Annotated in this window: 15 protein-coding genes; 13 read left to right on the forward strand and 2 right to left on the reverse strand. The window is 70.7% G+C overall.

Annotated features, from left to right (window positions below; genetic code table 11):
* The first annotated feature begins 95 nt into the window (after nucleotides 1-95).
* Both BCF44_RS47645 and BCF44_RS47650 read left to right on the forward strand, forming a co-directional pair.
* Nucleotides 96-1169 (forward strand): alkene reductase, encoded by a 1074-nt coding sequence (locus BCF44_RS47645; RefSeq protein ID WP_116181187.1) that lies wholly within the window; start codon nucleotides 96-98, stop codon nucleotides 1167-1169.
* Entirely contained in the window at nucleotides 1169-2368 is a 1200-nt protein-coding gene (locus tag BCF44_RS47650) for an MFS transporter (protein WP_116181188.1), read from the forward strand. The genes BCF44_RS47645 and BCF44_RS47650 overlap by 1 nt, the downstream gene beginning before the upstream one ends.
* Before the next feature lie 49 nt (nucleotides 2369-2417).
* On the opposite strand, the gene BCF44_RS47655 is transcribed toward BCF44_RS47650, so the two are convergent.
* Entirely contained in the window at nucleotides 2418-3404 is a 987-nt protein-coding gene (locus tag BCF44_RS47655; RefSeq protein WP_116181189.1) for an NADPH:quinone reductase, read from the reverse strand.
* Between the two features lie 132 nt (nucleotides 3405-3536).
* Here BCF44_RS47655 and BCF44_RS47660 point away from each other — a divergent pair, with 132 nt between their 5' ends.
* The 9 genes from BCF44_RS47660 (at nucleotide 3537) to BCF44_RS47700 (ending at nucleotide 11938) form a co-directional block, all read left to right on the forward strand.
* The gene (locus BCF44_RS47660) at nucleotides 3537-4079 is read left to right on the forward strand and encodes an SRPBCC family protein (RefSeq protein ID WP_116181190.1); all 543 of its coding nucleotides are present in this window, start codon (nucleotides 3537-3539) and stop codon (nucleotides 4077-4079) included.
* Nucleotides 4080-4100: 21 nt separating this feature from the next.
* Nucleotides 4101-5651 (forward strand): AMP-binding protein, encoded by a 1551-nt coding sequence (locus BCF44_RS47665; protein ID WP_116181191.1) that lies wholly within the window; start codon nucleotides 4101-4103, stop codon nucleotides 5649-5651.
* A 226-nt stretch (nucleotides 5652-5877) separates the two neighbouring features.
* Nucleotides 5878-7605, forward strand: coding sequence for a DUF8189 domain-containing protein (locus BCF44_RS47670; RefSeq protein ID WP_116181192.1), 1728 nt, complete (start codon nucleotides 5878-5880; stop codon nucleotides 7603-7605).
* Nucleotides 7606-7727: 122 nt separating this feature from the next.
* Nucleotides 7728-7964, forward strand: coding sequence for a hypothetical protein (locus BCF44_RS47675; RefSeq protein ID WP_116181193.1), 237 nt, complete (start codon nucleotides 7728-7730; stop codon nucleotides 7962-7964).
* A 138-nt stretch (nucleotides 7965-8102) separates the two neighbouring features.
* On the forward strand, nucleotides 8103-9212 hold the full coding sequence (locus BCF44_RS47680; RefSeq protein ID WP_246016236.1) for a heparan-alpha-glucosaminide N-acetyltransferase domain-containing protein: 1110 nt from the start codon (nucleotides 8103-8105) through the stop codon (nucleotides 9210-9212).
* 132 nt (nucleotides 9213-9344) lie between these two features.
* A complete protein-coding gene (locus tag BCF44_RS47685) occupies nucleotides 9345-9473 on the forward strand; it encodes a lasso RiPP family leader peptide-containing protein (protein ID WP_116181195.1) in 129 nt (42 codons plus the stop codon).
* Nucleotides 9474-9475: 2 nt separating this feature from the next.
* Nucleotides 9476-11284 carry an asparagine synthase-related protein gene (locus BCF44_RS47690; protein WP_116181196.1) on the forward strand — a complete coding sequence of 603 codons (1809 nt, stop codon included), beginning with the start codon at nucleotides 9476-9478 and terminating at the stop codon, nucleotides 11282-11284.
* Nucleotides 11265-11525: a lasso peptide biosynthesis PqqD family chaperone gene (locus BCF44_RS47695; protein ID WP_116181197.1), complete on the forward strand. Its 261-nt coding sequence runs from the start codon at nucleotides 11265-11267 to the stop codon at nucleotides 11523-11525. The genes BCF44_RS47690 and BCF44_RS47695 overlap by 20 nt, the downstream gene beginning before the upstream one ends.
* Entirely contained in the window at nucleotides 11522-11938 is a 417-nt protein-coding gene (locus BCF44_RS47700) for a lasso peptide biosynthesis B2 protein (protein ID WP_116181198.1), read from the forward strand. Before BCF44_RS47695 ends, BCF44_RS47700 begins: the two co-directional genes overlap by 4 nt.
* A 245-nt stretch (nucleotides 11939-12183) precedes the next feature.
* On the opposite strand, the gene BCF44_RS47705 is transcribed toward BCF44_RS47700, so the two are convergent.
* Nucleotides 12184-13479: a glycoside hydrolase family 3 protein gene (locus BCF44_RS47705; RefSeq protein ID WP_116181199.1), complete on the reverse strand. Its 1296-nt coding sequence runs from the start codon at nucleotides 13477-13479 to the stop codon at nucleotides 12184-12186.
* Nucleotides 13480-14147: 668 nt separating this feature from the next.
* Between BCF44_RS47705 and BCF44_RS47710 the strand changes: the two genes are divergently transcribed.
* Both BCF44_RS47710 and BCF44_RS47715 read left to right on the forward strand, forming a co-directional pair.
* Nucleotides 14148-14840 (forward strand): glycoside hydrolase family 12 protein, encoded by a 693-nt coding sequence (locus BCF44_RS47710; RefSeq protein WP_116181200.1) that lies wholly within the window; start codon nucleotides 14148-14150, stop codon nucleotides 14838-14840.
* Nucleotides 14841-14911: 71 nt separating this feature from the next.
* Nucleotides 14912-15217, forward strand: a complete 306-nt coding sequence (locus BCF44_RS47715; protein ID WP_116181201.1) for a hypothetical protein — start codon at nucleotides 14912-14914, stop codon at nucleotides 15215-15217.
* The last annotated feature ends 14 nt before the right edge of the window (nucleotides 15218-15231 follow it).

The following is a 15231-nucleotide window of genomic DNA, read 5'->3' on the forward strand; positions in this document are numbered from 1 at the left end:
CCCTCGGTACGTGGCCGAAACCTACGTAACCTTACCGATTCGGGCCCCGGTGCCCACTTCCTACCGTGGTGGCACGTCCACCTGGGGAGGATGCTGTGAACGACATCTTCGAGCCGCTGCGGCTCGGCAAACTGGACCTGCCCAACCGCCTGGTGATGGCGCCGATGACCCGCAGCCGCGCGTACGGCGGGGTGGTCGGGGAGCTGACGGCGGAGTACTACTCACAACGCGCCGGCGCGGGCCTGATCATCACCGAGGGCACGCAGCCCTGCGTGATCGGGCAGGGCGACATCAACACCCCCGGCCTGCACTCGCCGCAGCAGGTCGCGGCGTGGCGCCGGGTGACCGACGCCGTGCACGAGCGCGGCGGCCGGATCTTCGTGCAGCTCATGCACGCCGGCCGGCTCGCCCACCCCAGCCTGTATCCGGACGGCGCGCTGCCGCTGGCGCCGTCGGCGATCGCGTCCGGGGCGCGGATGTACACCCCCGACGGCATGCTGGACCACCCCACGCCTCGGGCGATGACGCTCGCGGACATCATCCAGGCCGTGGAGGACTTCGTGTCCGCCGCGCGCAACGCGATGGAGGCCGGCTTCGACGGCGTGGAGCTGCACGGTGCCAGCGGATTCCTGATCCACCAGTTCCTGTCGACGAATTCGAACACCCGCACCGACGCCTACGGCGGCTCGGTCGAGAACCGGATCCGGTTCGCAGTCGAGGTCGCGCAGGCCGTGAGCGACGCGATCGGACCCGACCGGACCGGCATCCGGATCTCGCCCGCCATCAGCTACAACGGCATCGACGAGACCGACACCGACGTGCTCTACCCCGCGCTGGCTCGCGCGCTCGCCCCGCTCGGCCTGGCGTACCTGCACCTGGTCGAGGTGAACAACCGGGACCTGACCGAGGTGATGCGGGCTACGTGGCCCGGGCCGCTGATCCTCAACCCGCACCGCACGCGGGAGGAGCGCCCGGCCAGCGGCGATGCCGCCGCCGACGTCCTGCGCGCGGGGCTGGCCGACGCGGTCAGCCTCGCCACGCTCTGGCTGGCCAACCCCGACCTGCCGGCGCGGATCCGGGCCGGCGGCCCGTTCAACGCGGCCGACCCCGACACGTACTACGGCGGGGACCACCGGGGCTACACCGACTACCCCACATTGGAGTCGTGATGACCGCCGCCACCGCACCGCGGGAAGAAACTGTCAGCCGCGCGCCGAGCGCCCCGTGGCTCGCGCTGCTGGCCGGACCCCTGTCGTTCGGCATCGCCGCTCCCGCCCTGATTCTGTCCCGTGTGGCTGGTGACCTCGGGGTGTCGGTGGCCGCGGCTACCTGGATCGTCACCGGCTTCGGCCTCGGCATCGCCGTCGGCACACCGTTGCTGGCCGGGCTGATCGGTCATCGCGGCGTACGCGCCGCGCTGACCACCAGCGCCGGGCTGGTCCTGCTCGGGGTGGTGCTGGCCGTTGCCGTGCCCTCCCTGCCGGTGCTGGCCGCCGCCGGGGTGATCCAGGGTCTCGGCTCCGCCGGCCTGACGGCGATCGCCATGAACCTGGCCAAGTCGCCGCGCGTCATGGGACTCGTCACGGCGGCGCTGGCGGTGTTCGGCGCGACCGCACCGCTGGTCGGGTCGCTGCTCAGCGATGCCGTGTCGTGGCAGGCGACTTTGGCGCTGCCCGGGGTGAGCCTGCTCGCCGTGCCGGCCTGTCTGCGTTTTGCCCCAACGGCTCCTACCGCTCGCGAGGGGTTCGACGGCAGGGGCGCAGTGCTGCTGACCGCAGTGGTCACGGCGCTGGTATTCGTTCCACAGTGGCCGGTCGTGGCTGGCGCTTGCGTGGTCGCCTTCGGAGTGCTGCTCGGCTTCCACCTTCGCATGCGTCCCAACGGGTTCGTGCCGACGGTTCTGCTTCGCACGCCCCGGTTCCTGATCTCCTCGGGACTGGCGTTCGCCCTCGCCGTCGTCAACTTCGGCATGTTCTACGGTGTCCCGATCCAGCTGGCCAAGCACGCCGGGTGGTCGGCCAGCCAGATCGGGATCGCCATGCTGTGGCCGTTGTTGTTGGGCGGCACGGTGTCCTGGGTTGTCGTGACGGCCACGGCGCGGCTGCGCATGGGCGTCGTGCTCACCGGTTTCATCGCCGCGGGCGTCACGGCGGCGCTGCTCGGCCTCACGAGCGTCAACCCCGTGGTTCTCCTCGTGGCACCGGGGATATCGGCCCTCACGGCCGCATCCGGCCAGGGCGTGTTCGCGGTTCGGGCGACAGCGGCCGTGCCCGACGAGCGGCGATCGGCCGCGATCGGCCTGTTCACCCTGTGCTACCTGCTCGGCGCGGCGTTCGGGCCGGCCATCGTGGCACTGCTGGCCGGCTGAACCCGGACAGCATGATGGGCACCATCCGCGGATGGTGCCCATCAATCTTTCACAGCGCCCTGTCGGTACGAAGTATCAGGCGCTTGCCGTGCAGGCCGTCACGCTCCACCCGCTGGTGTGCCTCCGCCGCGGCACTCAGCGGCACTGTCTCCACGGTCCGCGGACGCAGTGTCCCGCCGGCGAGCAGGTTGTTGATCGTGCCGGCCGCCTCGGCCAGCTCGGCGGTGGTCGCCTGCGAGATGGCGAACCCGACGACCGAGCAGTCCTTGAGGTACAGCGGCCCGACCGGCAGGACCGGCCGCGTCCGCATGCCGGCGAGCACCACGACCCGTCCCCGCTTGGCGAGCAGATCGACCGCTCTCGTCAGGTCGTTCTCGCCCGCGGTGTCGACGTAGGCGTTGACACCGCCCGGGCTGGCCGCCTGAATTCGTTGTGACAGCTCGGGATCCCGGTAGTCGATGACCTCGGCGGCGCCCAGCGCGCGGCAGTGTTCCGCGTCCTTCGCGCTGGCCGTCGCGATCACCCGGGCGCCGGCGTTCGCGGCCATGACAACCGCCGCGCTGCCCACGTTTCCGCCCGCGCCGGCGACGACAACCGTCTCCCCGGCCCGGACCCGGCCGTGGGTGAACAAGGCGAGGTACGCGGTCGCGGCCGGATGCGCCGTCGCGACCGCGTCGGCCGCGCTCACGCCGTCCGGCAAGTGGTACAGCCGGTCGGCCGGCACCACGGCGAGGTCGGCCGCGGCCCCCTGCCGGCCGGCATGGCCGAGGCTGTTGCACCACACGGGATCGCCGACACCGAAGCCGGCGACGTTCGGGCCGACCGCGGCGACGGTGCCGACCAGGTCGCGGCCGATCACGAACGGGAAAGTGAGCGGAGTCCGCCATGCGCCGGAGCGCACGAACGTGTCCACGTGGTTGACGGTGGTGACGGCGACATCGATCAGCACGCCGCCCGGTCCGGGCTCCGGCACCGGCAACTCGCCGTAGTGGATCTCCTCCGGCGGTCCGAGCCTGTCGATGAATGCTGCACGCATATCGGCGGATTCTTCCCATCCGGCCCGCGAGCGGCCAGCCGGGAACACGACGTACGTCAAGTCCGGCGCGGACCTGACGAATCCCGCGCGACAGCCTTTGACCGGCGGCCGGGAGCCAGCAAGGTCTGACCCATGGGCCAATCAGTCATCGACAGTACGCCGCTGTTCGACCTGCGTGCCGAGATTCCCGTGTCGGCCACCGCGGCTGAGGTCTACGCGGTCGTCAGCGACCTGACGCGCAGCGCCGAGTGGAGCCCGGAATGCATGGGCGGGACCTGGACGTCCGGCGAGCCGGCGGCGGTCGGTTCGGTGTTCCGCGGTGAGAACCACCGCCGCGACGACGTCGTCGGCTGGGCGCCGCTGGTCCGCGGCACCTGGTTCACCGAGGCCGAGATCGTCGCCGCCGAGCCGGGGCGCACCTTCCGCTGGGCCATGCGCACCCACACCGGCGTCAACCAGGAAAGCGTGTGGGGCTTCGACATCGACGCCGCCGACGAGGGCAGCGTGCTGACGCACCACTTCCGGATGGGGCGGGCCACGCTCGGCATCCACAAGATCACCGCCGAGCTGGACGAGGCGGCCCGCGAGCGGTTCGTCGTGGAATGGACGGACAAGCTCGAGCAGGACATCGCGCAGACGCTGAAGCGAATCAAGGACGTAATCGAGCAGGGGTGACCCGGCCGGAGAGGTGAACAGATGTTTCTACAGCGCATCGGGAACAAGGGAATCCGGCTCGGCACGCTCTTCGAGCGGGCAGCGTCCCGGTTTCCGACCAATTTCGTGATCCTGGACCACGACCTGGACATCGCGCCGGAGCTGGGCCGCCGTCTGACGCTCGTGCAGGTCGCGGACCTGGTCGACGACTTCGCCTCGCGGCTGTGGGCGGCCGGCGTCCGCACCGGGGACCACGTGGTGGTGCACAAGACCGACGCCTTCGACATCACCCTGCTCGCCTGCGTCATCGCCCGGCTCGGCGCCATCCCGGTGCTGCTGTCGTCCAAGCTCGACGGCGCCACCGTCGCCGAGCTGGTGCGCCGGGTGAACATGCCGTACCTGATCACCGACCAGGCCAAGCTCGACAACGACCTGCCGGCCTCGGTGTTCGACCTGTCCAAGCAGGTGCTGCTGACGTCGGGCAGCCACCCGATGGCCACCGACCTCGCGTCGCTGGCCGGCGCGCCGCGGGTCGCCGCGGTGCACATGCCGCCCAGCCACCCGACGTTGGTCACGCACACGTCCGGCACCACCGGCATCCCGAAGCTGGCCGTCCACACTGGAGCGACGTTCGAGGCCCGCTACCGCCCGCAGGGCACCGTCGCCTCGTTCGTCGGCAGGCGGGAGTCGGTGGCGATCCACGTCTCGTTCGTGCACTCCCGGATGTTCACCGCCATGCCCATCTCCATCCTCCAGGGGCACTCGATCATCGTCCTCGCCGACGACGAGCCCGCGAGCGTGGGGGACCTGTTCGCGCAGGCGCCGCCCGGCCTGATCGAGGCGCATCCGAACTCGTTCATGCGGTGGGAAGAGCTCGTGGACGACCCGCGGGAGCCGCTGGGGCAGGTGAAGTACTTCAGCAGCACCTTCGACGCCATCCACCCGCGGACGGTGCGCCGCCTGCTGAGCGGTTCCCGCCGCAGGGCGCCGCTGTTCATCCAGATGTACGGCCAGAGCGAGGTCGGCCCGATCGCCGGCCGCGCGTACAAGAAGCACGGCATGCAGAACGGCCGGTGCGTCGGCGTGCCCTTCCCGGGCATGACCGGCGTCCGCGTGGTCAGCCGCGACGGCCGGCCGCCGACGAAGGAGACCCCGGGCTACATCGAGGTCAAGAGCGACGGCCGGATCATCACCTACCTCGGCGAGCGCGAGCGCTGGGAGAAGCAGGTCCACGACGGCTGGTGGCGCATGGGCGACGTGGGCTACCGGACGAAGTGGGGCTGCCTGCACCTGCTCGACCGCGAGGTCGACGAGATCCCCGGCATCGACAGCACGCTGGAGATCGAGGACAAGCTGTTCGAGCGGCTGCCCGAGCTGGTGGAGGTGATCATCGTGCCGGACCAGAACGGGTGCCCGGTGCCGGTGGTCTGCACCCGTAACGACGACGACCTGGACCGGGCGGCGTGGAGTTCGGCCGTGGCCACGCTGCCCAAGATGGCCGATCCGGTGCAGTGGAAGATGGCGGACCTGCCGCAGACCGCCACCACGAAGATCAAGCGGCTCGAGCTGGCCCGGCTGCTGGCGGGCGAGTAGGAGGGGCTGTCCAGGCTCGGTGCGGCCCGTCGCGGAGACCCGGCCTCAGCTGAGGCACACGGTCACCGGACCGATCACCGTCTGCGTCGGTGGGCCGACCGAGCCTGGACAAGCCTTGCCCGAATGCCTTGCAGCGGGCCTGCAGTCGAATTTCCGGGTTGTTCCAGTGGATCGCGACACGGTGGCGGCGAAGGCCACACCGTGACGACGATTCGGGAGAACAACCATGCCCTCCGCACACAACCGCCGGCTCCTGGCCGGCCTGACCGCGGCCGCGCTCAGCGGCGTCGCCCTGGTGGGTGTCGGCGCGCACGCCGCATCGGCCGCCACCGGCAGCCAGATCGTGAACATCGCCGACGCCAACCTCGGCAAGGGGTATTGCAGCACGAACAGCGCCGGCGGCCGGGGCTTCGACAACAGTTGCACGGCCGACAACGGCGCGGGCGAGTTCTGGTGCGGCGACTTCGTGTCCTGGGTGTGGCAGCAGGCCGGCGTGCCCGTGCCGGCCGCCAGCCCCGCCTCGGTGCCCAGTTGGAAGAACACCTCCGCGTACCACGCGCTCGGCAGCGGCTACGTGCCGCAGCCCGGTGACGCGGTGATCTTCGGCGACAACACGTACCCGACCTCGGGCTCGCACATCGCCATCGTGACCGATTACAGCAACGGCCTGCTGTCCGACGTCGGCGGTGACGAGGACGGCGGCGGCAATCCGTGGTGGTCGACCAGCAAGGTGCAGGCCGACGAGGGCAACGGCGCCGCCTGGAATCCCAACAACCATCTGTTCCCGGGCCAGAGCTACGAGATGTGGGTGCTCGGCTACGTCAGCTCCGGCGCCTCCACCACCCCGCCGCCGCCACCACCCACCAGCGGCGCCGCGACGTCGGACAGCAGCTGGTCGGTGTACGCCCCGGCGACGAAGACGATGACCCTGTTCGGTCTCGGCGCCGGCGGCCACCTCGGCCTCACCAGGAGCACGAACGGCGGCGCCAGCTGGAGCAACTGGGCCGAGGCCAACGCGTACTGGCAGCTTCAGGGCACACCGGACGCGGTGTACGACGCGGACGCCAAGATGACGATGCTCTTCGCCCGCGGCCAGTCCGACGGCGCCATGGGCATCAGCACCAGCACCAACAACGGCGCCAGCTGGTCGAACTGGGCGCAGGTGAACGCGTATTGGAGCGGCTTCAAGGGCGACGCGTCGGCCGTCTACAACCCGGACACCAAGAAGGTCACGGTGTTCGCGCGAGGCGGGGACGGCAGGATCGGCTACACCCAGAGCGGCAACGCCGGCGCGAGCTGGTCGAACTGGGCGCAGGTGAACGCGTACTGGGCCAACTTCTCCGGCGATCCGCACGCCATCTATGACCCGGACACCAAGAAGCTGACGGTGTTCGCGCGGGGCGGGGACGGCAGGATCGGCTACACCCAGAGCGCCAATGACGGCGCCAGCTGGTCGAACTGGGCCGAGGTCAACGCCTACTGGGCGAACTTCGCCGGTGACCCGCACGTGGTCTACGATCCCGACGCCAAGAAGCTGACGGTGTTCGCGCGGGGCGGCGACGGGAAGATCGGCTACACGCAGAGCGGCAACGGCGGCGCGAGCTGGTCGAGTTGGGCCGAGGTGAACGCGTACTGGGCCAACTTCTCCGGCGACCCGCGTCCGGTGTACGACGCCAGCACGAAGACGATCTCCCTGCTCGCGCGGGGCGCGGACGGCCGGATCGGCGCCACGCGCAGCGCCAACGACGGCGCCAGCTGGTCGAACTGGGCGCAGGCGAACGCGTACTGGGCGAACTTCTCCGGCGACCCGGCCGCGATCTATGACCCGGACACCAAGCAGAGCACGGTCTTCGCGCTCGGCAGCGGCGGCCACATGGGCTACACACAGAGCGTCGCCAGCGGGTGGACGAACTGGGCCGAGGTCAACGCGTACTGGACGCTGATCGGCTCCTGAGCGCTGTCGAGGGTTTTCCCCAGGTGCCGTCCGCGGCGCCCTGTGACGCCGCCCGGACGCGAGCGCCGCTCCTGAAGTCGGTGCCTGTCGATTCGCGAAGTACCGGTACGAGGAGAAAACGCATGCGTTCATCGGTGGCCACAGGGACCGCGGCGGTGCTCGCCGCGCTGGGACTGGGCCTGGTCGCCCCGGCGGTGGCTTCCGCGGCGCCGGCCGGCGGCGGGGCGCAGCTGTGCGTCGCGAACCACAACGGGGCGCAGATCGACATCGGGCACTTCATCGCCTCCGGGCACGGCGACGACGTGGAGGCCGTCGGCCGGGTCAGCGCCGGCACGGAGGGCATCAACCTGGGGGTGTGAGCCGCTCAGGCCGACGGCGCGTCTCCCACGCGGGGACGCGCCGTTCGGTGAGCGGCAGTCGACTTTCCGGCCGGTCGGCTGGAATCCGCGGTCACCCGGCGGATGCGCCGCCGCCGACCGTCCGACGAGGCTGATCACGTGTCGCAGCCCGAGTTTCCACCCCCGACCGCCCGACTTGCCGGCATCGACTTCGCCCGGGGACTCGCCGTGTTCGGCATGTTCGCCGCCCATGTCGGCCCGGATCCCGCGGTGGAGGCGGGGATCACCGGCGCGGTGATGCAGTTCACGCACGGCCGGTCCTCGGCGCTGTTCGCCATGCTGGCCGGGGTGTCGCTCGCGCTGACGACCGGACGGCAGCAGCCCGAGGTGGGCGTGCAGGGCCGGCAGGCGGTTGTCCGTATCGTGATTCGTGCGGTCGTTCTGGTGGCGCTGGGCATGGCGTTGACGATGCTCGACACGCCGGTCGACGTGATCATCGCTTACTACGGCGTGTACTTCCTGTTGGCGTTGCCGCTGATCCGGTTGCGGGCCCGGACGCTGGCTGCTGTCGCGGCCGGGCTCGCGGTCGTCGGTCCGCTGGCCTCGTTCTGGGTCCGGTCGGTCGTCGACTTCGGCGCGCCGGACGGGATCGTCGGCCTCCTGCTCACCGGCACGTATCCGGCGATCACATGGATGCCGTTCGTCATCGCCGGCATGGCATTGGGGCGGCTCGATCTGGGGTCGCCCACCGTCCTCAGGCGACTGGCGCTGCTCGGCCCCGCGTTGGGGCTACTCGGATACGGCGGCTCGTGGCTGGCGTTGGAGGTCTTCGGCGGTCGTGAGGCGCTGCTGGCGGGGTCTCCGGATGCGTTGCAGCAGTTGAACAGTGAGAGCGGAGCCGTCACCACCGAGTCGCCCGCCGCGCTGCTGGTGGCGTTCCCGCACAGCGGCACGCCATTCGAGATCGTCGGCGCGCTCGGGGTGGCGATCACCGTTGTGCCGCTGGCAATCGCGGCCGTGAGCAGGATTCGGTGGCTGCTGCTGCCGGTGATCGCCGTCGGCACGATGTCGTTGACGGCGTACGTCGGCCACGTGCTGGCGATCGGCGCGTTGGGCGTCAAGGAGCTCCCCGGCCCGTCGCTGACGGTCCTGATCGGCTTCATCGTGGTGACGACCGTCGCCGCGGCACTGTGGAAGCGCCTGGTCGGCCGCGGGCCGCTCGAGTACCTGGTCGCGCTGGCCACCAGGCCGGCGCTGCTGGTGCGGTGATGCCGCACCCCGACGGCCGTCGACATGAGGATCGTTAAGGTTTCGATATCGGACGGAAAATCGTGCTCCCTAGTGTCGTCGGCGACCGGTCCACGCCTCTGTGGATCGGCGCAACACCAGGGATGGTGCGTGATGAACGAGCAGGTCAAGCCGGAGCCGTACGAGCCGCCGGCGCTGCTGGAGGTGGGCGAGTTCGGCGAGGACACCCTCGGCCCCGTTCGTGCCCTCTTCCCGGACGGCGTCGCTCACATGCGTTTCTGAGCATGCAGTTTGCGTTGATGGTCCTGCCGGACACGGCGGCCGCGGCCGCCGTGTCCGGCAGGCACGTGCGAAGCGACGTGCGGGTGGTGCCGCACGCGTCGGGTCGTCCCTGGCTGCTCGGGCGGTGGTCGCCGGACGACTGCGTGGTGGCCACCGCCGGGACGGCTTCGGTTGCGGTGCTTGGGGTCTGCCCGGTGACCGAGGCCGAGCTGGCGAAGTGGGCGGGCGAGCTGCGAACGGTGGCCGACGCCGATCGGCTGGCGTGCCGGTTGTCGGGCGCGTTCCACCTCGTGGCGTCGGTGAACGGCGAAGTCCGCGTGCAGGGTTCGGCCACCGGACTGCGTCGGGTCTTTCACGCCATGGTCGACGGAGTGCCGGTCGCGGCCGACCGAGCCGACGTGTTCGGCGCGCCGGTGGACGAGGAAATGCTTACGGTTCGGACGGTGTGCGGCTTGTTGCCGCCGTCGCTGGGCGAGCGCCCGTTGTGGCGTGGGGTTTCCGCGCTGCCGCCGGATCACTACCTGGTGCTCCAGGCCGATCGGGTTCGGCAGGTTCGCTGGTGGCGTCCGCCGACGCCGGGCGTCGGCCTGCGCGAGGGCGCCGTGCGGGTTCGCGAGGCGTTGGCCGAGGCCGTGCGCGTGCGGCAGTGCGACACGCTGGGCAGTGACCTGTCCGGTGGGCTGGATTCCACGTCCCTGTGCTTCCTGGCCGCGCGGCAACGACCCGAGCTGCTGACGTTCCGCTGGGCCGAGGCCGAGGCGGCCAACGACGACGCCGTCTTCAGCGCGGTGGCCGCCGAGCAGCTGACCGCGGCCAATCATCTGGTGGTGCCCCAATCCGAGCTGCCGGCGTGCTTCGCCGAGCCGGCAGCGACAGTCGACGCCGAGCAGCCCTATCCGTTCATGCGCACGGCGGATCGCATCCGCCGCAGCGCCGCGGTGCTCGCCGACAACGGCGTCACCCGGCACCTGGCTGGACACGGTGGTGACGAACTGTTCGGAGACCTGCCCGGTTATCTGTCCCGACTGCTGCGCCGCCGGCCGCCGACTGCGATCAAGCACGTGCGAGGGCAACTTGCCCTGCACCGCTGGACGTTACGGCCGACGCTGGCGGCGCTGCTCCGGCCCGGCACGGCGTCAGGCTGGTGGGCGGCGCAGGCCGAGCAGTTGACGGGGCCACCGCCGCCGGCGCGATTTCCCCCGCTGGACTGGGGATTGGGGGCGGTGCGCGCGTCCGAGTGGGCCAGCGGCGACGCGGTCGCCACGGCTCGCGAGGTGTTGCGCCGGCACGCCGAGACGGCCGAGCCGTTGGACGCCGACCTCGGTCAGCACCAGTACCTGGTCACGCTGCGGCGGGGCGCCGCGGCGTATCGGCAGCTGGCGCGGTTGTTCGACGACGCCGGTGTCGCCCTGGAGATGCCGTTCTTCGACGATCGCGTGATCGAAGCGGCGCTGGCGGTGCGACTGCCGGAACGCGCAACCCCGTACCGGTACAAGCCATTGCTGGCCGAGGCCATGCACGGCGTGCTGCCGGAACAGATTCGCACCCGTGCCACCAAGGGCGTGTTCAGCCAGGACGTGCGGGCCGGCCTGCGTGAACACCGTGATGCCATCGCCGATCTGTTCGCCGATTCCGCGCTGGCGGCGCGGGGTCTGATCGACCGCGACCGCGTGATCGCCGGCCTGTACGCCCCGTACGCCGATTTCCGCCCGGTGTTCGCGGTGGAAGACCTGATCGGGTGCGAGAACTGGCTGCGTGCCGCCATCCGCCCCACGAGTCCGGAGGGTTCCCGTGCTACGACTGCATCCTGACGTCGCCCACACCGAGACCGACGACGGCGCCGTGCTGCTGCACCAGCACACCGGCCGGTACTGGCAGCTCAACGCCACCGGGGCCGGCATCCTCAACGCCGTGCTCGACGGGCGCGACGTCGACCGCATCGCCGCCGATCTCGCGGATCGGCACGCCATCGAGCCCGAACGCGCGCGTCGGGACGTCACCGGTCTGCTCGACAGCTTGCGGACCGCCGGCCTGGTGGAGCCCGCGTCGTGAGCCTTCCCGCCGCCCTGTCGCGGCCCGTCCCGCTGCCCCCGCACCGCCGCATCCTGCCCTTGCTGGCCGTTGCGGTCGCCCGGGTGTTGATGGGCCGGCGGCCGATTCGAATCCGCCGGCTGCTGGAGTTCACCAGCCGCGGCGCTCGACCCGCCACCGCGGAGCAGGCTGCCCGCGCTCGCGAAGCTGTCGTGTCTGTCAGCCTGCGCTGCGCCGGGCAGGGTTGCCTGCAACGCTCCATCGCCGTTGCCCTGCTGTGTCGGGCCTGGGGAACGTGGCCGACCTGGTGCACCGGCGTGCGCACGAATCCGTTCTCCGCGCATGCCTGGGTCGAGGTCGACGGCCAACCCATCGGCGAACCGCTGCCTGCCGGGCACTACCGACCGCTGCTGACGGTCGGCCTGACGCGATAGAGCACCATGCTCGCCACCCCGGCGATGAGGGCGGTGGCGGCCCCGCCAACCGTGTTCACGTTGCCGGCGGGCCTGGCCGTCGTAGCCCGGTGGCCCCGTCGGCGATGGCGGCCAGCACCAGCGCGGCGACCGTCCGCACGCACGTGGCGAGGGCGATGGGCAAGCTCAACGCCCGTTCCCGGGCCTAGCTCGCGGTGTTGGCAGTCCGGGCCGGGTGATGGCCGCAGCTGACGTGCCGCAGCAGGTCACGGCGTGGCGAAGGTGATGGTCGTGAGCCGGAGCCCGGTGTCGGCGAAGACGACGAACAGGTCGCAGCGTTCCGGCAGCGAGGGCAGACCTGCCGTCAGGGTAACGGAACGGCGGTCCACGGTCGGCGGGATGGCGAGCAGGGAGAGGACGGGGCCGTCGGGCGAATCCGCGTGCAGGCGCACGGTGACGGCACGCCCGCCGGTGTTCGTGGCGACGACGGCCCAGGACTGGGCGCCGGTCGTCGAGCACCGGCGGAAGCCGAGCCACGCCTCCGGCCGCAACGGCGACATCACCGGGCGTCCGTCGGTATCGGTGTCGACGATGGCGATTCCCGCCGATAGGTCGGCGGAGCTGGCGGGAACCGGTCCGTCGGCCAGCTTGCGGCCGTCGAGGGTGGTTCCGTGCACGGTGATCGTGGCGACGCCGACGAGGTCCTCCGACGACCGCCCGACGCAGACCTCGTGCGGGCCGGCCTCGACGACCCAGCCATGCGTGCGGACGTCCCAGAAGGCGAGGTCGGAGGCGCGCAGCAGGAAGTTCACGGTGCGGCCGGCCTGCGCCGACAGGGTGATCTTCTGGAAGTCGCGCAGCTGCTTGTTCGGCTGGTCGACGGCGGAGCTGAGCTGCCGGGTGTACAGCTGTACGACCTCGGCGCACTTGCGGAAGCCGGTGTTGCGCACCTCGATCGACGCGACGACGGCCTCGTCGTCGCGGAGCTGGGTCTCGCTGAGTCGCAGTGGCCCGTAGGAGAACGACGTGTAGGTGAGCCCGTGTCCGAAGGCGTACAACGGTTTGCGCCGGGTGTACATGTACGTCCACTCGCCGGCGACGGTGTCGCGATCCGGCTCGGTGGTGACGTCCGAGTCGGAGCGGTACCAGGTCTGGGGCAGGCGACCCGCCGGCGACTGCTCGCCGAACAGGACCTCCGCCACGGCTCGCCGGGTCGGCTCGCCGCCGGGCACGGTCCAGAGGATCGCCGGTAGGTGGCTGTCCTCCCAGTCCAGGGCGTAGGGGTGGGTGCTGTGCACCGCCAGGACGGCTCTCGTCCGGCCCGCGCAGGCCGAGTGTGTGCAGCGCGGCGAGTTTGGCGCACAGCAGCGGGTCCTCGGCGTAGCGGCGCTCGTTGTGACCGAGCCGGGGATCCTCGAGCGGGACGGGGACGGGCATCTCCCGGACCGGGCCGCCGCCGGCCGCGTGGATCTCCTCGGCGACGGCGGCCCCGACCTGCCGGACCAGGTGTGGATTCCAACTGCTGCCCAGTCCGAGCGGCGGCGGAAAGGGCGTCGACACATCCGCGGCGAGTTCGTGAACGGTGAAATCCGTCGCGGGCAGGCCCAATCCCGGCACGGCGGGCTGTGCGCGGCCGAGCAATGCGATCCGGGCCGCCGGACTCAGCCGGGCCAGCTCGAGGTGGACCGTTCGACGATCGGCGGAGAGATCGTCGTGAAGCTCGCGTGCGGAACACACCGCCACCCCCAGTGCCGGGCACGCCACCCGGCGATCGGACGGCGGCCTTCGATCATGCGGAGCAGCAGTGTTTACGCTGGACGCGGCCGGTCAAGACCGTCCGCGATCGAACGTGTCGAATTCTCACCTTTTCCCCCGGAGGAACGAACCCGCAGGTCCCGGGCGTGTCGGGCGGTGCAGGGCGGCCGCAGGCGTGCCGTCCGACGCCGGCCCCGCCCGCTCCCGGTCGTGCCGACCGGCGTGCGCGCGCCGTCGAATCTTCGACACCGCCGTTGTCCGGCCATTCGTCGAACACCGTCGAAGACGCAGGTCGGCGCGCATTTCCGTGGACTAGTCCTCTCCGTTCGTGAAAATGTCGTATCTTGACCGCGGAGTAATTCGCCTGCGACAGTGCAACCGGTCGGCGGCATTCCGCCCGATGGGGAAGCCGCGCAGTCGAAGAAATTCGACGACCGCCATCTGTGCAACGTCGCCCAGAAGGGGAAGTCCTTTCATGCGCAAAACCCTGCGATTCGCCCTGCCGGCGGTGGCGGCGCTCGCCGCCGTGGTGCTGACCGCCACCTCGGCCCAGGCCGCGACCTGGTCGTCCTCGGACAAGTTCGGCTCGTGGTCCAACGGCGGATACACCCTCAACAACGACGTCTGGGGCGGCGGCGCCGGCCCGCAGACGATCTGGGCCAACTCGTACAGCAACTGGGGAGTCACCTCGAACCAGCCCAACACCGGCGGCGTGAAGTCCTATCCGCACTCCGGCCGGAACATCGGCCGGAAACTGAGCACCCTGGGCAGCGTCACCAGTTCGTTCAACGTCTCGGTGCCCGGCAAGGGCGCCTACGAGACCGCCTACGACATCTGGGCGGACAACAACGCCTACGAGATCATGCTGTGGATGAACAAGACCGGCGCCGTCGGACCGATCGGCAGCCTGCAGACCACCGTCTCCGTCGGCGGCCACACGTGGGACGTCTACAAGGGGTCCAACGGGTCCAACGCGGTGTTCTCGTTCCTGCGCCACGGCAACACCAGCGGGGGCTCGGTGGACGTCAAGGCGGTGCTGAACTGGATCAGGTCGAAGGGCTGGTTCGGCGACGTGACGCTGGGCGACGTCCAGTTCGGCTTCGAGATCACCTCCACCGGCAGCGCGCTGAACTTCACCTCCAACAGCTTCTCCGTGTCGTCGTCCTGACTGATGAGTAGAACCACGGATGCCCGTCTCCCGGTCCGGCGGGAGGATCTTGCCGGACCGAGGGAGGTCAGATGTCCGGACAGGATGTGCACGTCGGCGTGGGCTGGCGGGTGGCGGGCGCGTGCGTCGGCTTCGCCTTGGCGGAGGCCCTTTTCTTCACGTTCCTGGCCCATTTTCGCCATCCCCGCCCGTTGTGGGTCTACGGGATGCCCTGGGTGCTGGCGCCCGCGGTGCCGGTGTTGGGACTGCTCAACTGCCTGGGCCGACCGCCCGGCGGCCGGATTCTCGCCGCCGCCCGCGGCGCGTTTCTGGTCGGCGTCGTCCTGGCCGTCATGTGCGGCGTTGTGATGGTGTTCGACCTCGCGATGTCCGACTAGGGGCCGTGCCGCCG

This window comes from Kutzneria buriramensis (assembly GCF_003387475.1).
In the GTDB taxonomy this organism is placed as follows: domain Bacteria; phylum Actinomycetota; class Actinomycetes; order Mycobacteriales; family Pseudonocardiaceae; genus Kutzneria; species Kutzneria buriramensis.